General features: G+C 68.7%; 17 protein-coding genes and 3 rRNA genes. 15 read left to right on the forward strand and 5 right to left on the reverse strand.

Annotation, left to right across the window (positions count from 1 at the left end):
* Positions 1 to 39: 39 nt before the first annotated feature.
* Entirely contained in the window at positions 40 to 690 is a 651-nt protein-coding gene (locus ABC270_RS08070) for a class I SAM-dependent methyltransferase (RefSeq protein ID WP_412880303.1), read from the reverse strand.
* Positions 691 to 762: 72 nt separating this feature from the next.
* Positions 763 to 1,524 carry a FadR/GntR family transcriptional regulator gene (locus ABC270_RS08075; RefSeq protein ID WP_412880304.1) on the reverse strand — a complete coding sequence of 254 codons (762 nt, stop codon included), beginning with the start codon at positions 1,522 to 1,524 and terminating at the stop codon, positions 763 to 765.
* Between the two features lie 207 nt (positions 1,525 to 1,731).
* Between ABC270_RS08075 and ABC270_RS08080 the strand changes: the two genes are divergently transcribed.
* The 6 genes from ABC270_RS08080 to ABC270_RS08105 are packed head-to-tail and all read left to right on the forward strand — an operon-like array spanning position 1,732 to position 7,872.
* Entirely contained in the window at positions 1,732 to 3,114 is a 1,383-nt protein-coding gene (locus ABC270_RS08080) for an MFS transporter (RefSeq protein ID WP_412880305.1), read from the forward strand.
* Positions 3,111 to 4,847 carry a dihydroxyacetone kinase family protein gene (locus ABC270_RS08085; protein WP_412880306.1) on the forward strand — a complete coding sequence of 579 codons (1,737 nt, stop codon included), beginning with the start codon at positions 3,111 to 3,113 and terminating at the stop codon, positions 4,845 to 4,847. The genes ABC270_RS08080 and ABC270_RS08085 overlap by 4 nt, the downstream gene beginning before the upstream one ends.
* Positions 4,840 to 5,343, forward strand: a complete 504-nt coding sequence (locus ABC270_RS08090) for a ribose-5-phosphate isomerase (RefSeq protein ID WP_412880307.1) — start codon at positions 4,840 to 4,842, stop codon at positions 5,341 to 5,343. Before ABC270_RS08085 ends, ABC270_RS08090 begins: the two co-directional genes overlap by 8 nt.
* Entirely contained in the window at positions 5,340 to 6,116 is a 777-nt protein-coding gene (locus ABC270_RS08095) for a triose-phosphate isomerase family protein (RefSeq protein ID WP_412880308.1), read from the forward strand. The genes ABC270_RS08090 and ABC270_RS08095 overlap by 4 nt, the downstream gene beginning before the upstream one ends.
* Entirely contained in the window at positions 6,113 to 6,958 is an 846-nt protein-coding gene (locus ABC270_RS08100; protein WP_412880309.1) for a sugar phosphate isomerase/epimerase family protein, read from the forward strand. Before ABC270_RS08095 ends, ABC270_RS08100 begins: the two co-directional genes overlap by 4 nt.
* Positions 6,955 to 7,872, forward strand: coding sequence for a phosphogluconate dehydrogenase C-terminal domain-containing protein (locus ABC270_RS08105; protein ID WP_412880310.1), 918 nt, complete (start codon positions 6,955 to 6,957; stop codon positions 7,870 to 7,872). The genes ABC270_RS08100 and ABC270_RS08105 overlap by 4 nt, the downstream gene beginning before the upstream one ends.
* 72 nt (positions 7,873 to 7,944) lie before the next feature.
* On the opposite strand, the gene ABC270_RS08110 is transcribed toward ABC270_RS08105, so the two are convergent.
* Positions 7,945 to 8,898, reverse strand: a complete 954-nt coding sequence (locus tag ABC270_RS08110; RefSeq protein WP_412880311.1) for a DUF1648 domain-containing protein — start codon at positions 8,896 to 8,898, stop codon at positions 7,945 to 7,947.
* Entirely contained in the window at positions 8,895 to 9,245 is a 351-nt protein-coding gene (locus ABC270_RS08115; RefSeq protein WP_412880312.1) for a GntR family transcriptional regulator, read from the reverse strand. The genes ABC270_RS08110 and ABC270_RS08115 overlap by 4 nt, the downstream gene beginning before the upstream one ends.
* Positions 9,246 to 9,535: 290 nt before the next feature.
* On the opposite strand from ABC270_RS08115, the gene ABC270_RS08120 reads away from it, so the two are divergent.
* From ABC270_RS08120 to ABC270_RS08130, 3 genes are all read left to right on the forward strand, one after another.
* Positions 9,536 to 9,703, forward strand: coding sequence for a hypothetical protein (locus tag ABC270_RS08120; RefSeq protein ID WP_412880313.1), 168 nt, complete (start codon positions 9,536 to 9,538; stop codon positions 9,701 to 9,703).
* The gene (locus ABC270_RS08125; RefSeq protein ID WP_412880314.1) at positions 9,700 to 10,677 is read left to right on the forward strand and encodes a helix-turn-helix transcriptional regulator; all 978 of its coding nucleotides are present in this window, start codon (positions 9,700 to 9,702) and stop codon (positions 10,675 to 10,677) included. The genes ABC270_RS08120 and ABC270_RS08125 overlap by 4 nt, the downstream gene beginning before the upstream one ends.
* Positions 10,678 to 10,763: 86 nt before the next feature.
* Positions 10,764 to 11,657: an alpha/beta fold hydrolase gene (locus ABC270_RS08130; RefSeq protein ID WP_412880315.1), complete on the forward strand. Its 894-nt coding sequence runs from the start codon at positions 10,764 to 10,766 to the stop codon at positions 11,655 to 11,657.
* 46 nt (positions 11,658 to 11,703) lie between these two features.
* Here the strand turns inward: ABC270_RS08130 and ABC270_RS08135 are convergent, their stop codons facing one another.
* Positions 11,704 to 13,239 (reverse strand): aminotransferase-like domain-containing protein, encoded by a 1,536-nt coding sequence (locus ABC270_RS08135; protein ID WP_412880316.1) that lies wholly within the window; start codon positions 13,237 to 13,239, stop codon positions 11,704 to 11,706.
* A gap of 33 nt (positions 13,240 to 13,272) precedes the next feature.
* On the opposite strand from ABC270_RS08135, the gene ABC270_RS08140 reads away from it, so the two are divergent.
* The 6 genes from ABC270_RS08140 to rrf all read left to right on the forward strand — a co-directional run bounded on the left by ABC270_RS08140 (position 13,273) and on the right by rrf (position 22,342).
* Positions 13,273 to 13,989: a pyridoxamine 5'-phosphate oxidase family protein gene (locus ABC270_RS08140; RefSeq protein ID WP_412880317.1), complete on the forward strand. Its 717-nt coding sequence runs from the start codon at positions 13,273 to 13,275 to the stop codon at positions 13,987 to 13,989.
* 188 nt (positions 13,990 to 14,177) lie between these two features.
* Positions 14,178 to 15,149 carry a C40 family peptidase gene (locus ABC270_RS08145; protein ID WP_412880318.1) on the forward strand — a complete coding sequence of 324 codons (972 nt, stop codon included), beginning with the start codon at positions 14,178 to 14,180 and terminating at the stop codon, positions 15,147 to 15,149.
* Positions 15,150 to 15,223: 74 nt separating this feature from the next.
* Complete coding sequence (gene rlmN / locus ABC270_RS08150; protein ID WP_412880319.1) at positions 15,224 to 16,456, forward strand: dual-specificity RNA methyltransferase RlmN; 1,233 nt, start codon at positions 15,224 to 15,226, stop codon at positions 16,454 to 16,456.
* Positions 16,457 to 16,961: 505 nt separating this feature from the next.
* A 16S ribosomal RNA gene (locus ABC270_RS08155) occupies positions 16,962 to 18,483 on the forward strand.
* Positions 18,484 to 18,944: 461 nt separating this feature from the next.
* Positions 18,945 to 22,072, forward strand: a 23S ribosomal RNA gene (locus ABC270_RS08160).
* A 153-nt stretch (positions 22,073 to 22,225) separates the two neighbouring features.
* Positions 22,226 to 22,342 (forward strand): 5S ribosomal RNA (gene rrf, locus ABC270_RS08165).
* Together the 16S, 23S and 5S rRNA genes form the textbook arrangement of a ribosomal RNA operon.
* The last annotated feature ends 100 nt before the right edge of the window (positions 22,343 to 22,442 follow it).

The raw sequence follows: 22,442 nt of genomic DNA on the forward strand, positions 1-22,442 counted from the left end.
ACCTGGTGCCGTGTGGCGCGCCGTCGTGCGCTCCCGCGCTCAGCGACGGCGCCGGACGAGCACGACGCTGTCCGCCGTGTGGTGCTCGTGACCGTCGGACGTGGTCGTGGTGCGCGGACGTTCGGCGGCCTCGACCACCTCCCACCCGTCGTCGAGGCGGAGTGTCGCGAGGTCCTCCGACGGCGACGGGAACCGGTACCCCCGGAGCTCCTCGGGCAGGTCACCGTGCGGGGGAGCGGCGTGCGCGGTGACGAGCAGGTGTCCACCCGCGGCCACGAACCCCGCCGCACGCCGGAGGATCGCCGCCCTCGGGATCTCGACCGGCCAGGACTGCAGGAACGACGCCGTCACGAGGTCGAACCGCGCACCGGTCTCCCACGACGCGAGGTCCGCCGCGACGAACGCCGTCCGCTCGTCGACCCCTGCTGCGACGGCCGCCGCCGAGGCCCGGTTCAGCGCCGTGACCGACAGGTCGATCCCGACCACGGACCACCCTCGCTCGGCGAGCCACACGACGTCACCGCCCTCACCGCAGCCGAGGTCGAGCGCACGACCGACGGGGAGCTCCGCCGCGACCGAGGCGAGCACGGCGTTGACCCGGCCGGACCAGATGCCGTCGCGCTCGGCGTACCGGGCCTCCCACCAGGAGCGGGCATCGGTGTCGGTCGTGGGGTCGTCGTGGAGGTGCACGAGAGCACTCCACCGGACGGTCGGCGTCGGACGCAAGCGGCATTGCCGGTCCGGCAACGCGCTCGCACCGGATCAGTTGGCGGCGTCGGCCTCCGCCGGGAGCGGTTCGGCGTTCTCGATGCGGGCGCTCGCCGTCGCCATGTGGTCGTCCATCGCCCGCTGCGTCGCGGCGACGTCACCGGCCCGGAGTGCGTCGAGGATCGCCCGGTGCTCGTCGTACGCGGCCTCGGTCGCCTGCCGGGTGCGGACCCGTCGACCGACCCAGACGCTCAGCATCGACCGGAGGCTCTGCAGCAGGTCCGCGAGCACGTCGTTCCCCGCGGCGCGGGCCATGAGGACGTGGAACCGGACGTCGGCGTCGATGAACGCATCGGGGTCGTCGAGCGACTCCTGTTGGCGGTCGAGGTAGGTCTGCAGTTCGTCGAGCTGCTCCGGAGTCGCCCGCTGCGCCGCGAGGATCGCCGCCGTGCGCTCGAGCGACGACCGCACCTCGAGCAGTTCCCGGGTCCGGTTCGACGCGAGCATGAGCCCCCACGAGAGCGTCGTCGGCAGCAGGTCCGAGGTCCCGCCGCGCAGGTACGTGCCGGATCCGGGTCGGATCTGCACGATGCCGAGGATCTCGAGCGCGGCGAGGGCCTCCCGTACGGCGGACCGTCCGACGCCGAGGCGCTCGGCGAGGATCCGTTCGGACGGGAGTCGAGACCCGGGAGCGAGGTCACCGGCGGTGAGCAGGGACACGAGCTGCCGCGCCACCTCGGAGGCGGGAGACCCAGCCGGCACCGACTCGAGCTCGAGGCGGATGTTGAGCGGGTCGTTCTCACTGAACGCGGGCATGGGGCGAGCGTACCGGTCGGTCAACCGGTGCCCGATCCCGCACGCCGGGCCAATTGCGATACCGAACGGTCAACCGGTTGACAAGTTTGTGTCGAGCGCTCACACTGGACTCGGCGCGCAGCAGCGCCCACCGGTACCGGCGCACAGCAGCGCCCCCGGGAACCGGCGCGCAGCGGCGCCGGACCATCCCCCAGAGCAGGAGTCACCGTGGACATCCCCGCGACCCGAGGCATCCCGACCTCGGCGGTCGAACGTTCGGCCATCCGCAAGATCGCGACACGCATCGTGCCCTTCGTGGCACTGATGTTCTTCATCAACTTCCTCGACCGCACCGCGATCTCGTTCGCCGCGCCGAACGGCCTCGAAGCCGATCTCGGCCTGACCGCAGCGCAGTTCGGCTTCGCCTCCGGGGTCTTCTTCATCGGCTACCTCGTGCTCGAGGTCCCGTCGAACCTGGCGCTCCACAAGTTCGGTGCGCGCGTGTGGCTCGCCCGCATCATGATCACGTGGGGCATCGTGTCGCTGCTCTTCACCTGGGTGCAGAACTACCCGCAGCTGGTCGGTCTGCGCTTCCTGCTCGGTGTCGCCGAGGCTGGGTTCTTCCCGGGCGCGATCCTGTTCCTCTCCACCTGGGTGCCGGCACGCCACCGCGGCAAGATGCTCGCGCTGTTCTACTTGGCGCAGCCGCTCACCAGCGTCATCGGCTCGCCGCTCGCCGGCTGGCTCATGACCCACGAAGGCGTCCTCGGCGGCCTCGAGGGCTGGCGCTTCATGTTCCTCTGCGTCTCGATCCCGGCGATCGTCGTCGGTGTCCTGTGCCTCTTCGTGCTCAAGGACAAGCCGTCCCAGGCGAAGTGGCTCGACGAGGACGAGAAGACCTGGCTCGAGGGTGCGCTCGCCACGGAGAACAAGGACAAGCGGGACGGGCACGGTGCGAAGGGCGGTCTCAAGGCGGCGTTCGGCTCCGGCCGGGTCTGGATGCTCGCCGGCGTCTACTTCGGCTTCATCTACGGCCTCTACGCGCTGAGCTTCTTCCTCCCGACCATCATCGACGGCTTCCAGCAGCAGTTCGGCACCACGTTCGACCTGTTCCAGAAGGGCCTCATCACGGCCATCCCGTACGTCCCCGCCGCGGTGGTCCTCTACTTCTGGTCACGTGACGCGTTCCGTCGCGGGGTGCAGGTCTGGCACATCGCGGTCCCTGCCCTCGTCGGTGGCCTGTCGATCCCGGTCGCGCTCTACATGAACTCGCCGGCGGCCACCGTCGCCGTGATCGCGGTCACGGCGTGCGCGATCTTCGCCGCCCTCCCGAACTTCTGGACCATGCCGACCCGGTTCCTGTCGGGTGCTGCGGCCGCTGCGGGCGTCGCGCTCATCAACACGCTCGGCAACCTCGGCGGGTTCGCCGCGCCGTACATCACGGGCGCGCTCAAGGACGTCACCGGCGGCTACCAGCTCCCGATGTTCGTGGTCGGGTTCTTCATGTTGCTCTCGAGCGTCCTCATGGTCGTGCTCGCCCGCCGCAGCAAGGGCGAGCTGACCGGCAGCATCCGCACGGTCGAGGCCGAGCGGGCGGAGACCCGCGCATGACCCGGCTGTACAACGACCCGGCGGACTTCGCCGACGAGATGGTCGACGGGTTCGTCGCCGCGAACCGCGCACGCGTCCGGAAGGTGCACGGCGGGGTCGCCCGCGCCACCACGAGCCCTGACGGCACCGTCGCCCTCGTCGTCGGCGGTGGCTCCGGGCACTACCCGGCGTTCGGCGGCCTCGTGGGGCACGGCCTCGCGGCGGGCGCGGCGATGGGGAACCTCTTCGCCAGCCCGAGCGCCCAACAGGTCACCTCGGTGGCGGCCGCTGTCGACCACGGTGGGGGAGTCCTCCTCTCCTACGGCAACTACGCCGGCGACGTGCTCAACTTCGACGCCGCCGCCCGGACCCTCGAGGCCCGCGGCGTCCCCGTCCGCACCGTCCGGGTGACCGACGACGTCGCCAGCGCACCGGCGGACCGGGCGGACGAGCGTCGCGGGATCGCCGGCGACCTCTGCGTGTTCAAGGTCGCCGGTGCCGCAGCCGAGCGAGGGGACGATCTCGACGCGGTCGCCACCCTCGCAGCGCGCGCGAACGACCGGACGCGGAGCTTCGGTGTCGCCTTCTCCGGTTGCGGGCTCCCGGGGGCCGACGAGCCGCTCTTCACGGTGCCGGAGGGACGGATGGCGATCGGCATGGGCATCCACGGCGAGCGGGGCATCGCGGAGGCGGACGTCCCGAGCGCAGCCGGTCTCGCGGAGCTGCTCGTCGAACGCCTGCTCGCCGAGCTCCCCACCGGTGTCGAGCCGTCCGGAGCCCGGGTGGTGCCGATCCTCAACGGCCTCGGGAGCGTCAAGTACGAGGAGCTGTTCGTCGTCTTCGGCAGCGTCGTCCGGCTGCTCGTGGCGGCCGGCGCGGTCGTGGTGGAGCCCGAGGTCGGCGAACTCGTCACGAGCTTCGACATGGCCGGCGTCTCGCTGACCCTCCTCTGGCTCGACGACGAACTCGAGGACCTCTGGGCAGCACCCGCTGACAGTCCCGCCTACCGGAAGGGCGGCGCCGTGCCCGCTGAGCCGGTGTCCGAGCAGGAGATCGTCGCCGGCACCGAGGCCCCGGTCACAGTCGGCTCCGAGGAGTCCCGCCGCTCGGCGGCGGTCGTGGCCCGCGCGATCGACGCGGTCCGGGCGACCGTCGACGACCACGTCGACGAACTCGGCCGCATCGACGCCGTCGCCGGCGACGGCGACCACGGCATCGGGATGCAACGCGGCTCCACCGCAGCGGCCGCCGCCGCGAACGACGCCGTCGAGCGCGGCGCCGGTGCCGGCAGCGTCCTCGCGATCGCCGGGGACGCCTGGTCGGACAAGGCCGGCGGCACGTCCGGCGCGATCTGGGGAGCCGCCCTGGAGGCACTGGGCCGCGTCATCGGGGACGAGTCGCGTCCGTCACCGGCCACCGTCCGGGACGCGGTGAACGCCGCGACCGAGGCGGTCCTGGCCTTCGGCGCCGTCGTCGGTGACAAGACGATGGTGGACGCCCTGGTGCCCTTCGACGACGTCCTGTCCACGCGTGTCGCGGCGGGGGACGACCTCGTCACCGCCTGGTCGGCCGCCTCGGCAGCGGCCACCGCGGCCGCCAGCGCGACCGCCGACCTCCTCCCGCGCAAGGGCCGTGCCCGCACACACGGCGAGGACGCGGTCGGCACGCCGGACGCCGGTGCGATCTCGTTCGCCCTCATCACCGCAGCGGTCCTCGCGACCCTCACCCCGCAGAAGGAAGAGCAGCATGCCTGACACCGAGCAGCCCGCGCAGCAGTTCCGTCTCGTCGTCGGCTCCGACGACGCCGGCCTCGAGTACAAGGAGACGATCAAGCGCGACCTCGAGGCCGACCCCCGAGTCGTGTCCGTGGTCGACGTCGGGGTGGACGCGGACGGCCACACCGCCTACCCGCACGTGGCCGTCGCCGCGGCCCGGCTCGTGGCGAACGGCGAGGCCGACCGCGCGATCCTGATCTGCGGAACGGGGCTCGGGGTCGCGATCGCCGCCAACAAGGTCCCCGGCATCCGGGCGGTCACCGCGCACGACTCCTTCAGCGTCGAGCGCTCGATCCTCTCGAACGACGCGCAGGTGCTCTGCATGGGGCAGCGGGTCGTCGGCGTCGAGGTTGCGCGACGCATGGCGAAGGAGTGGCTCGGCTACACCTTCGACACCTCGAGCGCGAGCGCCGAGAAGGTCGCCGCGATCTGCGAGTACGACGGATCCGCCCCGGTCGGGACCGACGCACCGTGACGCTCGTCGGGGTGTCGCTCAAGACCTACTTCTCGCATGCCCGGACCCTCGAGTGGACGGCCGCGGTCGTGGAACTCGCACGAACGCATTCTGGGGTGCGGTCGGGAGCGGTCGAGCTGTTCGTCGTCCCGACGTTCCCGGCGCTGGTCCCCGTGCGGCAGGTCATCGGCGACGCCCCGTTGCTGCTCGGCGCGCAGGACCTGTCGTGGGCGGACGAGGGCGCGTTCACCGGGGAGGTCTCCGGAGCCGAGCTGCGTGAGATCGGGGTCGACCTCGTCGAGATCGGGCACGCCGAGCGGCGCTCCCTGTTCCACGAGACCGACGACGAGGTCGCGGGGAAGGTGCACGCGGCGTACCGCAACCACCTGCGGCCGCTGGTCTGCGTCGGGGAGCCGCACCGTGCCTCCAGTGCGGACGCGATCGTGGAGGTGACCGCGCAGCTGGACCGGTCGCTGGCCGCCGCGACCGCAGACGGTCTCGCCGGCCCGCTGATCGTGGCCTACGAACCCGTGTGGGCGATCGGTGCGCCGGCGCCCGCGCCGGACGAGCACATCGTCGAGGTCCTCGCGGGCATCGAGGAGCACCTGACGACGCGGCCGGAGCTCGCCGGCAGCACGGTGATCTACGGCGGCAGCGCCGGACCGGGCCTGTTGACCCGGGGGCGGGGCCGGATCGGCGGGCTGTTCCTCGGACGGTTCGCCCACGACCCGGCCGCGATCGCCACCATCCTCGACGAGGTGCTCGCCCTGCAGGAGCAGGGGGTGCGCGCATGACGTCCCTGCTCGGCCTGTCCACCTACGCCTTCTTCTGGCGCATGTCCGACCGCGTCCCGGACCCGATGTCGCTCGACGACGCGATGCGCGACGCAGCCGCCCACGACGGCGTCGACCTGTTCCAGATCTGCGACCACCTCCCGCTCGACACCGCGTCCGACGAGCGGCTCGCGGCGATCGGGACCCTGGCCGACGACCTCGGCCTCACGCTCGAGGTCGGCACCCGCGGCACGCACCCGGACCACCTCGCGCGGTACCTGCACGTCGCCGAACAGCTCGGCGCGACCCTCGTGCGGAGCATGTGGACGAGCGGCGACGACCAGCCCGACGCCGCCGAGACGGAGCGGCGGCTGCGGACCGCGCTGCCCGCGTACGAACGGGCGGGCGTGACCCTCGCTCTCGAGACGTACGAGGTCGTCGGGACTGCGGAGCTTGTCGGCGTCGTCGAGACGATCGGTTCCGAGCACCTCGGGATCTGCCTCGACCCCGCGAACTCCGTCGCGCGGCTCGAACGGCCCGCGGAGGTCGTCGCGCTGACGGCGCCCTACGTCCGCAACTGGCACGTCAAGGACGCCGCGTTCACCCGCTCGCCGGGCTGGGTCGGTTTCCAGTACACGGGCGTCCGCACGGGCACCGGGCTCCTCGACTACGAGGGCGTCCGAGCCGTCATCGACCCGCACACCCGGGGGATCAACCGCGTGGTCGAGTTCTGGCTCCCGTGGCAGGACGCCACGGCCGGAGCGCAGGCCCAGGGCGACGAGACCCCCGCAGAGACCACCACCCGCACCGAGGCGGAGTGGACCCAGCACACCATCGACCACATCAGGAGCAAGGAATCATGACCGACACCGCCACCACCACGCACACCGTCGCTGCCGGGTCCGGCACGGCCGACGTCACCGTCGCCGTGATCGGTGCCGGCGGCAAGATGGGCACCCGCGTCTCGAACAACTTCGCGAAGAGCGAGTACACGACGCTCTACAGCGAGGCCTCGCCCGTCGGTCAGGAGCGCATCCAGGCGCTCGGCCGGTCGCTGACGGACAGCCTCGACGCCGCGAAGGCCGCCGACGTCGTCATCCTCGCGGTCCCGGACGTCCTGCTCGGCAGCATCTCGGAGCAGCTCGTCCCGGTCATGAAGTCCGGCGCGACGATCCTGACCCTCGACCCCGCCGCCGCGTACGCGGGTCTGCTCGCGAAGCGTGAGGACGTCCACTACGCCGTGGCGCACCCGTGCCACCCGTCGGTCTTCCTCGAGCGCACCACGAAGGAGGAGTGGGACGACACCTTCGGCGGCATCGCCGCGCCGCAGGAGGTCATCGCCGCCTTCGACGCCTCGGAGTCGCTCGGTGACGCGGACGGCAGCGCGCAGGCCGTCGCCGAGGCCGTCATCGCGACCATGTACGCGCCGGTCATCCAGGTGCACTGGGTCACCGTGAAGCAGCTCGCCGTGCTCGAGCCGACCCTCGTCGAGACCATCGCCTGCATGATCGGCGACTTCCTCAACGACGCGCTCGAGGAGACCGTCACGGGCGTCGGCGTGCCCCGTGAGGCCGCCCGCGCCATGCTCTACGGCCACACCTGGATCGCCCTCACGAACGGCCTGCGCGGCTCGAACCCGTTCTCGGACGCCTGCCACATCGCGATGGGATACGGCCGCGAGAAGCTGATCAAGGAGGACTGGAAGCAGGTCTTCGACGACAGCGAGCTCGACTCGGTGATCGCCAAGATGCTGAAGATCGACGCCGTCAAGCGCTGATCCGCGTCCGCTCGTACCGGAACGCCCCGCCGACCCCCTTCCGGCGGGGCGTTCCCCGTGCTGCGACCGGGTTCAGGCCGACGTGCGCGCGAGCAACGCGCCCAGGGCCGCCGAACCTCGTTCGGCGTCGGCAACGGTCACCACCCGAGCGCCCCCGCCCCGCAACCGCACCACGATCCCCGGCCCGGACCGCGTGACGTACGCGATGCCCCGGCCCGAGACGCGGTACCCCCATCCGCCCCACTGGCCAGGCGAGACCTGCTCCCAGCCGCACGAATCGATGCGGTCGAGCGGCACCCGCATGACCGGGATCCGCGTCCACGCCGACGTCACCCGGAGCCCGCGACGGTCGACGGTGACCTCGACACGGGCAAGCCAGAGCAGCGCGACGCCGCCGAACGCGGACACGGCCGCGGGGAACGCCGCCGATCCGCCGCTCGTCATCGCCGTCCAGAACACCGACGCACCGCCGAGCACGAGCAGGACGAGGCCCAGCGCTGCGAACCACGGACTCCCGACGTGCGACCGCCAGGCCACCCGGGCCTCCGGTCCGACGTCGAGTGGACGGGACTCGCGGACCGGGACCGGAGCCGCCGACCGCCACAGCGGCGGGACGGACACCGCCGCCGCGACCACGCCGACGCCGAGGAACAGCGGCGTCCACCACAGCTCGAAGCGCTCGCGGCCCGACAGTGCGACCACCGCGACCACGATCCACGCCGCGGCGACGACCGGACCGAGCAGCGCGGCGACGAGCACGAGCAGCGCCCCCGTCCGGCGGTCCCGTGCTCGGAGGGCGAGCACGACCGCGACGGCCGACGCCGCGCAGACCGCGAGCGTCACCCAGAAGAACGGCCACGGCGACCCGAACCCGTCCGCTCGGCCGTCACCGCCGAAGTGCGTCGCGATCCGGTCCGGCAACCGCGGCGCCGCGACCGCTCCCGTCACCGCGAGCGCCAGGAGCGCCACCACGTTCGGCGCGACCACCGCCAGTCGTGTCCCGATCGTCGTCCGTGTGGTCGTCATCGTGCCCCCTGCAGCATCGTGAACAGTTCGTCGAGCGGCACCCCGAGGGCTTCCGCCTGGTCACGGAGCTCCTCGACGAGGTCGCGGAGCCGGTCGAACGAGGCGTTCCCGGACCGGAGCACGGTCGCTCCACGACCGCGCCGCAGCTCGATGAGCCCGTCCTCCTGCAACCGCGCGTACGCGCGGAGCACCGTGTGCATGTTGACGTCGATCGACGCGGCGAGGTCGCGGGCCGACGGGAGACGGTCGCCCGGCGTGAGGTCGCCGCGGGCGATCGCGACGCGCACCTGGGTCGCGACCTGCTCGGCCAGCGAGGCGCGGGCCGACGGATCGACGGTGATCAGCATGTTTGCATTGTATGCAAACAATGCGGCGGTCGCACCGTCGGATCGGAGGCGCGTGGCGGCGCCGCCCCGCGCCTCCGGTCCGATCACCGGTCGCGGGTGACGACCCCCGTGCGGGGGACATCCGGAACGCGCGGATCCGGCCAGGCTGGACGCCGTATCGGTGTGTGCGGTCCGCTCGCCGCGTACCGTCAGTCCATAGCAACAAGTCCGTTTCGTGTCCAGGGGATGCGCAAATCGACTAGTCGGTATGCCGTGTCCTGGACGCCATGATGTCGTCCAGGGAGCGCACCATGACGAAGTACGAGTCGAACCGAGCAGTCGATCCGGTCCGGATCACGACGTACCGGCACCTCCGCAAGGCAGCGCGGCGCGGATGGGCGGTCGAGGAGCCGGCGGCCCCGCCGACGCTGGCCGACCTGAGCTGGTCGCGAGCCACCGGCGGAACGAGCCGCACGTGACGCCGGCAACGACGGACCGGCGGCGCGCGGCCGTGCAGGACGTCGTCCACACGGTCACCGACCCGGACGAGGCGACCGCCCTGCTGCGGGACGTCCACAACGGACGGCACCTCCGCTTCACGGACCACGCGGGGTTCCGGCTGCGCTACCGAGCGATGAGCGATGGTCGGGTGAGTCTGCGGACCGCCTCGACGACGTCCCGGTTCACGGGCGTGCTGCACCCGGAACGCCAGTACGTGCTCACGTGGGCCGTCGAGGGCGGCAGCGTGATCGACCCGGACGGCCCGGATCCGGTCACGATGCACCCGGCCGTCCCCGTCGCCTTCCCGACCGGACGGGAGTTCGCGATCGACGCCGTCGCCGGGACGCACCACTTCGTCCACTTCGGCGCGGACTTCCTCGAGGCCGTCGCGACGAAGGACTCGGACGCCGCGCCGAGACCGCTCAACCTCCCGGTCGTCGTCGAGCCCGACCGACTCGCGCCGCTCCAGGAGGTCGTCCGCGCCGTCGCACCCGCACTGCTCGACCGCTCCACCGTGGGGGAGGCCCGCGACGCGCTCGACCTCATGCTCGCCGAGGCGGTCCTCGCCGCGTTCGAGCCGATGCCGGACGGTCACGTCGCCGGGCCACACGCCACCACCGTCCAGCGGGCGAAGACCTTCATGCACGCCCGCTTCGACCGCCCGCTCACGGTGCCCGAGATCGCGGAGGCCGCCGGTGTGAGCGTCCGGACGCTGCAGGAGGCGTTCCAGAAGCACGAGGGTGTCACCCCGATGGCGTTCCTCCGGGACATCCGCCTCGAGAAGGCCCGGCTCGGGCTGCAGCTCGCCGACCCGGACGTCTCGTCGGTCGCGGCGGTCGCGCTGTCGTGCGGCTTCAAGCACATGGGGCGCTTCTCCGGGGCGTACCACGAGGAGTTCGGGGAGTACCCCGCGGAGACCCTCCGCCTCCGTGGGCGGACAGCGCTGCGCTGACCGACCGGGCCCGCACCCGACGGCTCCAGGGTGATCCATCACCGATCCATGGCACGCCCACGGCGAGGCGAGGCTAGCGTCGAGGCATGCAGCCCGACACCCGCACCGGACCGACGTCGGACGGTCACGCGCGGACACTCCGCCGGGACGTCGTGCGCGTCCGGGGCGAGGGCGCACCCGTCCTGGTCCTGCACGGGACCCCGGGCGGCGTCGACACCGCCGACGTGATGGCACGGTTCTTGCCGTCGGAGGGGTTCCGGGTCGTCACGGTCTCGCGCCCGGGGTACCTCGGCACGCCCGTCCGCCACGGCCGCAGCAGCCTCGACGACGACGCCGACCGGGCCGTCGCACTGCTCGACCGGCTCGGCATCGAGCGGGTCGGCGTGTTCGCGTGGTCCGGCGGCGGACCGAGCGCGTACCGACTCGCCGTCCGGCACCCCGACCGGGTCTCCTCGCTCGTCGTCGCGGCCGGTCTCTCCGGACGCTGGACGCCACCCCGGACGTCGCCGGCGGAGTGGTTCGTCACCCAGACACGGGTCGGAGCCGTCGCCTCCGCGCTCGCTGCCCGGATCGTCCCGGGGCTCGTGGTCCGGACGGCCATCGCCGGGGAGAGCTCGCTGCGCGGGGCCGCCCTCGACGCGCACGTCCGCGACGTCATGGCGGACCCGGGTCGTCGGCGCTTCATGCTCGACCTCGCCGCCACCGGCAACAGCTCCGGCGCACACCGCGACGGCTGGCGCAACGACGTGGCGAACCTCGGCGCGATCACGACGCTCGACCTCGGGGCCGTCCGGGCGCCGACGCTGCTCGTGCACGGGGACGCCGACACCGACGTCCTCCTCGAACACAGCGAGCGGGCACTGCGCGAGGTCCCCGGCGCCGAGCTCATCCGGCTGGCCGGCGGGACCCACTTCGCCGTGTGGGCGCACCACGACGCCGCGGCGGTGCAGGAGCGCGTGCGGGACCACCTGCGCGGCTGAGCCGCGCGCGCCGCCGTCCCTGCGACGGTCGCGGGGCGGTCCGGTCCTACCCGTCGACCGCCGCCACGAGCACGTCGAGCGCACGGCCGAGCTCGAGCGTCGTCAGCGCGCCGTACCCGAGCACGACACCCTCCGGCACGCTGGCCGGCGTCACGCCGTAGTCCTCGAGCGCCGCCACCAGCACGCCCTGTTCCGCCATCCGCGCGACGACGGTCCGGCCGGTCGCCGGGCCCGACCACGTGATGACCGCGTGCAGCCCGCCGTCCAGGGCACGTGCCTCCAGGCCGGATGTGCCAGACGTGCCGGACGTGCCGGAGGTGCCGGAAGTGCCGGACAAGCCCGTCGAGCCGAACGCGCCCGACGCGCCGGATGCGCCCGTCGCGCCGAGCCGCGCGACGATCTGCTCGCGGCGGTGTGCGGCCGCACGGCGGACCCGCCCCAGGTGTCTGCGGAACGCACCGCTCCGCAGGAGCCACGCCAACGCGACCTGCACCGGCTCGGCGACCACCGGACCCCGCGCCCGGCGCGCCGCCGTCATCGCGTCCGCCCGCGCGTCGACGACGGCGGGCAGCGCCATCCACGAGCACCGGAGGCGCGGGTCGAGCGTCTTCGAGAACCCGCCGAGGTGGAGGACGCTACCAGCGGTGTCGAGCGCCGCGAGTGCGGGCACGGGGAGGCCCCGGTGCCGGAACTCCGAGTCGTAGTCGTCCTCGACGACCAGCGTGCCGGTCCGTCCAGCCCAGTCCAGCAGGGCACGGCGGCGGGCCACGGGCATCACCGAGCCGAGCGGGTACTGGTGCGTGGGCGACACCATGACCGCGTCCACGGCCGGCAGCGCCGCGAGGGCGGTGAGGTCGAGCCCGCCCTCGTCCACGGGGACCCCGACGACGACGCCGCCGGCCGAGACGACCGCGTGCCGCCCGGTGGGGTAGCCGGGGTCCTCGACGGCCACCCGCGGCGCCCGCCCGAGGTGGTTCCGGAGCCCCTCGGTGAGGGTCGAGATCGCGTCCGAGGTGCCGGCCGTGACCACGACCCGGTCGAGGTCCGGCGCGAAGCCGCGCAGGAGTCCGAGCTGCGCGGCGACCTGCGCGCGGAACTCCGGCAGGCCGAGCGGGTCGGACAGTCCGTCGCGCAGCGGGGCGTCGGCCGCGGCACGCCACGCCGCGCGCCAGTCACGCGGTGTGATCGACGTCACGGCGGGGATGCCCGGGCGAGCGTCGATCATCCGTGCGCCGGCGGACTCCCTGCGTTCGAGCGGAGACGCGCCCGCTGCGCCCGCCGCTGCAGCCGGAGCCGGCACCGCGGATGCGGCCCCGGCTCCCGCTGCCGCCGTCGCCGTCCCGGCCACGACCACTGCCGTTGCTCCGGGCCTCGTCCGGATCCATCCCTCACCGTCGAGCTGGTCGTACGCCGCGACGACCGTCCCGCGGGCGACCCCGAGCTCCGCCGCCATGGCCCGGGTCGACGGCACGCGGTCCCCGTCGCGCAGGACACCACGGTCCACCAGGTCCCGCACGCGCGCGACGACCGCTGCGACCTTGCCCACCGACTGGTCCACTCCGTCACCCTCGATCTGGACCACGTGCTGATCCAGTCCCGACCCTAGCGTTGCCGCATGACCACCCCGTCCCTCACCGTCCGGCGCCTCCGCGACCGCCAGCTCACCGACCCCGAGGCCCTGCGCGCGGTCCTCGCCGAGGCCCTCGTGGCGCACGTCGGCCTCGTCCGCGACGGCCACCCGATCGTGCTCCCCTTCCTCTGCGGCGTCGGCGACCTCGGGGACGGGCCCGTCCTGCTGCTCCACGGATCGACCGGCGGAGGCCTCTTCCTCGACGCCGGCATCGAGGGCGTCGAGGTCGCGGCGACGGTCACGCACGTCGACGGCATCGTCTTCGCCCGCAGCACCTTCGACAGCTCCGCGAACTACCGCAGCGCGATGGTCGTCGGCCGCGCGACCGTCGTACCCGAGGACCGCCGGGCCGAAGCGCTGTGGCAGGTCTCCGAACACCTCATGCCCGGGCGCCGCGCAGAGGTCCGCGAGATGACCACCAAGGAGGTCCGCGCCACCCAGGTCCTCCAGCTCCCGCTCGACCGCGCGAGCGTGAAGGTCCGTGCCGCCGGCGTCGGGGAGGCGCCCGACGACGGCGAGGACCACACCGTCTGGGCCGGCGTCCTGCCCCTCGCCCTCCGCGCGGGCGAAGCGCTCCCGGGGGACATCTCGGGGGACAGCCCGGTGGACGCGTCGGTCCGGCAGGTCGCGTCGCGGCTGGACCGCCTCGCGTCCGACCGGGAGGCCCGGATCGCGGCCGTCATGCGGCACACGGCCGACTGACGGCCGGGTCCGGGGCCGCGCGGCGCGTCCGAGGACGCTGCGAGGAGCGGCGATTCCTGTGACCAACCGCAGGAACACGCCGGGACCGCCCAGCAACGGGGTCCTCCGTGACCAATACGTTACTTTCTCGGGCCACCCCTCCAGGGGAGGTCCGAGCCGCCTCTCCCGAGGTCGCGACGGAAGGAACCATGGGACGCCACGCTCTGCCCGCAGCAGCCGACAGCCAGCACGCCGAGGCGCTGCCCGCACCCGCCGCTCCCACCCCGACCCCCGCCGCGGCCGACCCGGAGCTCCGCCGTCCGCGCGGTCGTCGCTCGGCCCTCGGCCCCGCAGCCGCTCGGTCGACCTTCGTCGAGCCGACCAAGCGGGCCCGCGTCGTCGCGATGCGTCCCGTACCCGTCGCGGCCGCCGGTTCCGCCGTGCTGTCCCGCACCGCGTCGCTCAAGGCCGAGCGGGCCCTCGATCCGCGGCACGTCCGCCGTGCCGCGAACGCCAAGCGCGCCGCGATCCTCCTCGCTCCGGCGCTCGCGGTGACCTCGAGCCTGACGCTGGCCGTCCCCGCGAACGCGGCGACCCCGTCGACGGAGGCGCACTCGGGCACGACGACCTCGCAGACCGCACTGGCCGGCGTCCCGGCCACCGAGCTGCAGACCTACACCGTGGCGCACGACGTCGAGGTGCCCGTGACCGCGATCGACGGCGTCTCGACCACGACCACCGTGGTCTCCTACCCGACCGTCGTGACGCGGTTCGGCGTCACCACCGCGCAGGCCGAGTCGGCGATCTCGGCGGCACTGTCCGCCGGAGGTGACCGCGCGACGATCCTCGCGACCGCGCTGCAGTACCTGGGCGACCCGTACGTCGAGGGCGGCGCCTCGCACTCCGGCATCGACTGCTCGGGGCTGACGATGGTCGCGTACGCCGCCGTCGGGATCCCGCTCGTGCACTACGTCCCGACGCAGGACGCCGCGGCGACGACCATCCCCGAGTCGGAGGCGAAGCCCGGCGACCTCGTGGTCTACGACAACGAGGACCACGTCGGCATCTACCTGGGCCAGGGACTCGTCCTCCAGGCGCCGCACCCGGGCGAGGTCGTCGACATCGTGCCGATGTACCCGGCCGCGCACCACTTCGCCCGCCTCCTGCCCGCCGGCGCCTGACGGACACCGGGCGCTCCGCAGCGGGCCGGGCCGCTCGTCCTGCAGCTGCGCCGGGCCTCCCGTAAACTGGCGTGATGGCCTCCGACACCCGCACCCCGTTCGAAGAGCAGCGTTCTGCTCGTCCGCAGGTGCGTCCGCGCACCGAGGGCTGGACCCAGGCGCAGGACTCTGCGGGCCGCCCGCTCCTGCAGTTCGCGTCGCCCAAGCGGGGCAAGCCGCCGGTGCACCTCGCCGACCTGACGGTCGAGGAGCGCGTCGAGAAGGTCAAGGAGCTCGGGCTGCCGGGGTTCCGTGCCAAGCAGCTCTCGACCCACTACTTCACGCACTACACCTCCGACCCGGCGAAGATGACGGACCTCCCTGCCGCGCAGCGGGAGGAGCTCGTCGCGGGCATGCTCCCGCCGCTCCTCACCGAGACCCGTCGTCTGGCGACCGACAACGGCGACACGATCAAGTTCCTCTGGAAGCTCCACGACGGGGCGCTCGTCGAGTCGGTGCTCATGCGCTACCCCGGCCGGATCACGCTGTGCGTGTCGTCGCAGGCCGGCTGCGGCATGAACTGCCCCTTCTGCGCCACCGGGCAGGCCGGACTCACCCGGAACATGTCGACGGCTGAGATCATCGAGCAGATCGTCCGGGCCAACGCCGCGATCGCCGCGGGGGAGCTCGGCGGTGACCCCCGCAAGGGCGGGCAGGACCGCGTCGACGCCGAGCGGGTGACCAACATCGTCTTCATGGGGATGGGGGAGCCGCTGGCGAACTACAAGCGCGTCATGGACGCCGTCCGCACGATGGTCGCCCCGCAGCCGAACGGGCTCGGCATGAGCGCGCGTGGCATCACGGTCTCGACGGTCGGCCTCGTCCCCGCGATCAAGAAGCTCGCCGACGAGAACATCCCGATCACGTTCGCGCTCTCGTTGCACGCGCCCGACGACGAGCTCCGCGACGAGCTCATCCCGGTGAACTCGCGGTGGAAGGCCGACGAGGCCATCGGCGCCGCGTACGAGTACTACGCGAAGACCGGCCGGCGGGTCTCGATCGAGTACGCGCTCATCAAGGACATGAACGACCACGCCTGGCGCGCCGACCTGCTCGCCGAGAAGCTCAACGCGCGGGGTCGTGGCTGGGTGCACGTCAACCCGATCCCGCTGAACCCGACGCCCGGTTCCGTGTGGACCTCGTCCGAGCCGCACGTGCAGGACGAGTTCGTCCGCCGGCTCAACGCCGCTGGCATCCCGACGACCCTCCGCGACACCCGCGGCAAGGAGATCGACGGAGCGTGCGGTCAGTTGGCTGCGGCTGAGTAGACGGCTGGTCAGGTCAGCCAGGAGGCACGGTGCGGTTCCGCACTGTGCCTCTCGTCGTTCCCGGGCCGCGTCCGGGTCGACTCGTCCGTGGGACGGCGAGCCGCTCCGGTACCCCGACTCCCGCGCGGTTCCGGGGAAGTCGGGGTACGACACGCCCGGGATGCGACGCGTGTTGGCGCTGCTGTTCACCTCTGCGTAAAGTAATCACTCGTTGCCGCTGAGGCGGAGAACGGAACGGCCGGAACGGTCACCTCCGAGTCTCGCCCGGGCAACGAACCAGCCTCTCTGACGACGTCCGCTGAACTGCGGGCCGAGTGGGGGAGTGCGTCTGGTCCTTGAGAACTCAACAGCGTGCACATTGTCAATGCCAATTTATTGACCCCGTGCGTGATCAGCTTCGGCTGTGATCGTCGGAGACAATTCCTTTTGGATTGAAGATTGTCAGTAGACAGTCAACAGTCAAGATCAACTCGGCTGTGTTCTTCGGAGCATGGTTGGTAATTTTTTTACGGAGAGTTTGATCCTGGCTCAGGACGAACGCTGGCGGCGTGCTTAACACATGCAAGTCGAACGATGAAGCCCAGCTTGCTGGGTGGATTAGTGGCGAACGGGTGAGTAACACGTGAGTAACCTGCCCCTGACTCTGGGATAAGCGTTGGAAACGACGTCTAATACTGGATATGACTACTGGTCGCATGGCCTGGTGGTGGAAAGATTTTTTGGTTGGGGATGGACTCGCGGCCTATCAGCTTGTTGGTGAGGTAATGGCTCACCAAGGCGACGACGGGTAGCCGGCCTGAGAGGGTGACCGGCCACACTGGGACTGAGACACGGCCCAGACTCCTACGGGAGGCAGCAGTGGGGAATATTGCACAATGGGCGAAAGCCTGATGCAGCAACGCCGCGTGAGGGATGACGGCCTTCGGGTTGTAAACCTCTTTTAGTAGGGAAGAAGCGAAAGTGACGGTACCTGCAGAAAAAGCACCGGCTAACTACGTGCCAGCAGCCGCGGTAATACGTAGGGTGCAAGCGTTGTCCGGAATTATTGGGCGTAAAGAGCTCGTAGGCGGTTTGTCGCGTCTGCTGTGAAATCCCGAGGCTCAACCTCGGGCTTGCAGTGGGTACGGGCAGACTAGAGTGCGGTAGGGGAGATTGGAATTCCTGGTGTAGCGGTGGAATGCGCAGATATCAGGAGGAACACCGATGGCGAAGGCAGATCTCTGGGCCGTAACTGACGCTGAGGAGCGAAAGCGTGGGGAGCGAACAGGATTAGATACCCTGGTAGTCCACGCCGTAAACGTTGGGCGCTAGATGTAGGGACCTTTCCACGGTTTCTGTGTCGTAGCTAACGCATTAAGCGCCCCGCCTGGGGAGTACGGCCGCAAGGCTAAAACTCAAAGGAATTGACGGGGGCCCGCACAAGCGGCGGAGCATGCGGATTAATTCGATGCAACGCGAAGAACCTTACCAAGGCTTGACATACACCGGAAACGGCCAGAGATGGTCGCCCCCTTGTGGTCGGTGTACAGGTGGTGCATGGTTGTCGTCAGCTCGTGTCGTGAGATGTTGGGTTAAGTCCCGCAACGAGCGCAACCCTCGTTCTATGTTGCCAGCGCGTTATGGCGGGGACTCATAGGAGACTGCCGGGGTCAACTCGGAGGAAGGTGGGGATGACGTCAAATCATCATGCCCCTTATGTCTTGGGCTTCACGCATGCTACAATGGCCGGTACAAAGGGCTGCGATACCGTAAGGTGGAGCGAATCCCAAAAAGCCGGTCTCAGTTCGGATTGAGGTCTGCAACTCGACCTCATGAAGTCGGAGTCGCTAGTAATCGCAGATCAGCAACGCTGCGGTGAATACGTTCCCGGGCCTTGTACACACCGCCCGTCAAGTCATGAAAGTCGGTAACACCCGAAGCCGGTGGCCTAACCCTTGTGGAAGGAGCCGTCGAAGGTGGGATCGGTGATTAGGACTAAGTCGTAACAAGGTAGCCGTACCGGAAGGTGCGGCTGGATCACCTCCTTTCTAAGGAGCATCTGACCACTGTGTTGATTCAACGCAGGCTGGTTCAGGCGCCGATGCAACCCGAGTGTGGTTGCCGGTAGCTCATGGGTGGAACATTGACAGTGCAGTCGTCGGCGCGTCTGCCGACCCTCAGTACGGCTGGTCCTTCGGGGCTGGTCGGGAACGGGTTGGTGGGAAGCGCAGGTGGCTGGTGCACGTTGTTGGGTCCTGAGGGACCAGGCTTCCCGGTCGTGATGATCGGGGGTTGAGCCGTGACAGTCGGTTCCCTGTATGGGGTGGCTGGGTGTTGCTGGTTCTTCGGTGGGCCACATGAAGCGAGCGGGTTGTCTGCTCGGGGAGTGTGGTGCCGATCGTATGTTGAGAACTACACAGTGGACGCGAGCATCTTAGATCGCTCGTGACGATGACGAGGCTTTCGGGCTGATGTTGTTGTTCGAGTCGATCGCAATTTTAATCTTTGTGGTCAAGTTTCTAAGAGCAAACGGTGGATGCCTTGGCATCTGGAGCCGAAGAAGGGCGTAGAAATCTGCGATAAGCCTCGGGGAGCTGATAATCGAGCTGTGAGCCGAGGATTTCCGAATGGGGAAACCCCGCCAGGCGACTTGTCGACCTGGTGACTCCCGCCTGAATATATAGGGCGGGTAGAGGGAACGTGGGGAAGTGAAACATCTCAGTACCCACAGGAAGAGAAAACAACATGTGATTCCGTGAGTAGTGGCGAGCGAAAGCGGATGAGGCTAAACCGATCATGTGTGATAGCCGGCGGGCGTTGCATGGTCGGGGTTGTGGGACACGTCGCTCAGTTCTGCCGGACTGGGGCGGTTACAGCGCATCATAGTCGAACCGGTTTGAAAGCCGGGCCGTAGTGGGTGCCAGCCCCGTAGACGAAATGGTGTTATGGCCGGATGTGTATCCCAAGTAGCACGGGGCCCGAGAAATCCCGTGTGAATCTGTCAGGACCACCTGATAAGCCTAAATACTCCCAGATGACCGATAGCGGACAAGTACCGTGAGGGAAAGGTGAAAAGTACCCCGGGAGGGGAGTGAAATAGTACCTGAAACCGTTTGCTTACAAACCGTCGGAGCCTCCTTGTAGGGGTGACGGCGTGCCTTTTGAAGAATGAGCCTGCGAGTTAGTGATATGTGGCGAGGTTAACCCGTGTGGGGTAGCCGTAGCGAAAGCGAGTCTGAATAGGGCGGTTCAGTCGCATGTCCTAGACCCGAAGCGAAGTGATCTATCCATGGCCAGGTTGAAGCGACGGTAAGACGTCGTGGAGGACCGAACCCACTTCAGTTGAAAATGGAGGGGATGAGCTGTGGATAGGGGTGAAAGGCCAATCAAACTTCGTGATAGCTGGTTCTCTCCGAAATGCATTTAGGTGCAGCGTTGCGTGTTTCTCGCCGGAGGTAGAGCTACTGGATGGCCGATGGGCCTCAACAGGTTACTGACGTCAGCCAAACTCCGAATGCCGGTGAGTGAGAGCGCAGCAGTGAGACGGTGGGGGATAAGCTTCATCGTCGAGAGGGAAACAACCCAGACTACCAACTAAGGCCCCTAAGCGTGTGCTAAGTGGGAAAGGATGTGGAGTTGCACAGACAACCAGGAGGTTGGCTTAGAAGCAGCCACCCTTGAAAGAGTGCGTAATAGCTCACTGGTCAAGTGATTCCGCGCCGACAATGTAACGGGGCTCAAGCACACCGCCGAAGTTGTAGATTTCGCACACTCGATAAGCCTTCGTGGTTCAGTCGTGCGGAGTGGTAGGAGAGCGTCGTGTGGCGAGTGAAGCGGCGGAGGAATCCAGCCGTGGACGCTACACGAGTGAGAATGCAGGCATGAGTAGCGAAAGACGGGTGAGAAACCCGTCCTCCGAAAGACCAAGGGTTCCAGGGCCAGGTTAATCCGCCCTGGGTAAGTCGGGACCTAAGGCGAGGCCGACAGGCGTAGTCGATGGACAACGGGTTGATATTCCCGTACCGGCGAACAACCGCCCAAGCTAATCCAGTGGTGCTAAGAGTCCTAACCCGGACCAGCGGATCCCTTCGGGGTGATGCGGGCCGGTCTAACGCTCGACCCCATGCTGGTGCGGCTAGCGTATGAACAGGTGTGACGCAGGAAGGTAGCTGAGCCAGGCGATGGTATCCGTAAGGTGAACCTGGTGTAAGGATGTAGGGCTGACGATAGGCAAATCCGTCGTCTGCACGCCTGAGATCCGACGCGTACCCGTTTTGGGGAAATCAGTGATCCTATGCTGCCGAGAAAAGCATCGACGCGAGGTTGCAGCCGCCCGTACCCGAAACCGACTCAGGTGGTCAGGTAGAGAATACCAAGGAGATCGAGAGAATCGTGGTTAAGGAACTCGGCAAAATGCCCCCGTAACTTCGGGAGAAGGGGGGCCGGAACCGTGACCGGACTTGCTCCGTGAGCGGTGAAGGCCGCAGAGACCAGTGGGAAGCGACTGTTTACTAAAAACACAGGTCCGTGCGAAGTCGCAAGACGATGTATACGGACTGACGCCTGCCCGGTGCTGGAAGGTTAAGAGGAAGGGTTAGCCTTTGGGCGAAGCTCTGAATTTAAGCCCCAGTAAACGGCGGTGGTAACTATAACCATCCTAAGGTAGCGAAATTCCTTGTCGGGTAAGTTCCGACCTGCACGAATGGCGTAACGACTTCCCAGCTGTCTCAACCGCGAACTCGGCGAAATTGCACTACGAGTAAAGATGCTCGTTACGCGCAGCAGGACGGAAAGACCCCGTGACCTTTACTACAGCTTGGTATTGGTGTTCGGTGTGGCTTGTGTAGGATAGGTGGGAGACTGTGAAGCGGGCACGCTAGTGTTCGTGGAGTCATTGTTGAAATACCACTCTGGTCACTCTGGATGTCTAACGTAGGACCCTGATCGGGTTCATGGACAGTGCCTGGTGGGTAGTTTAACTGGGGCGGTTGCCTCCCAAAGAGTAACGGAGGCGCCCAAAGGTTCCCTCAACCTGGTTGGCAATCAGGTGGCGAGTGTAAGTGCACAAGGGAGCTTGACTGTGAGACTGACAGGTCGAGCAGGGACGAAAGTCGGGACTAGTGATCCGGCAGTGGCTTGTGGAAGCGCTGTCGCTCAACGGATAAAAGGTACCTCGGGGATAACAGGCTGATCTTGCCCAAGAGTCCATATCGACGGCATGGTTTGGCACCTCGATGTCGGCTCGTCGCATCCTGGGGCTGGAGTAGGTCCCAAGGGTTGGGCTGTTCGCCCATTAAAGCGGTACGCGAGCTGGGTTTAGAACGTCGTGAGACAGTTCGGTCCCTATCCGCTGCGCGCGTTGGAAATTTGAGAAGATCTATCCCTAGTACGAGAGGACCGGGATGGACGAACCTCTGGTGTGTCAGTTGTTCTGCCAAGGGCACCGCTGATTAGCTACGTTCGGACCGGATAACCGCTGAAAGCATCTAAGCGGGAAGCCGTCTTCGAGATGAGATTTCCATGCACCTTGAGTGTGAGAGGCTCCCAGCAGACTACTGGGTTGATAGGCCGGATGTGGAAGCGGGGACTAACGACCCGTGGAGCTGACCGGTACTAATAAGCCGAAGACTTGACAACACACTGATTTCCCACACTTTAGGGTGTGGGGCTCGCGTCCACTTTGTGGTTCCCGACAGACGATCGGGAACACGAAACTGAACACCGCGCTGTGCTCGATACGGGCACCCGCGGAACAGCTTTCGAGATTTCCCTTGATTGGGTCGAGAGTGTTCCGGTGGTCATAGCGAGAGGGAAACGCCCGGTCACATTCCGAACCCGGAAGCTAAGCCTCTCAGCGCCGATGGTACTGCAAGGGGGACCTTGTGGGAGAGTAGGACGCCGCCGGACTCAACGTTGCAACACCAGGGAACCCCTGACCACGACGTGGTCAGGGGTTTTCTGCGTTTCCAGGGGCGTGCACCGCCGGGGAGGGTTCGCTGTGACCGGC

The organism is Curtobacterium phoenicis (assembly GCF_047238015.1).
Lineage (GTDB): Bacteria > Actinomycetota > Actinomycetes > Actinomycetales > Microbacteriaceae > Curtobacterium.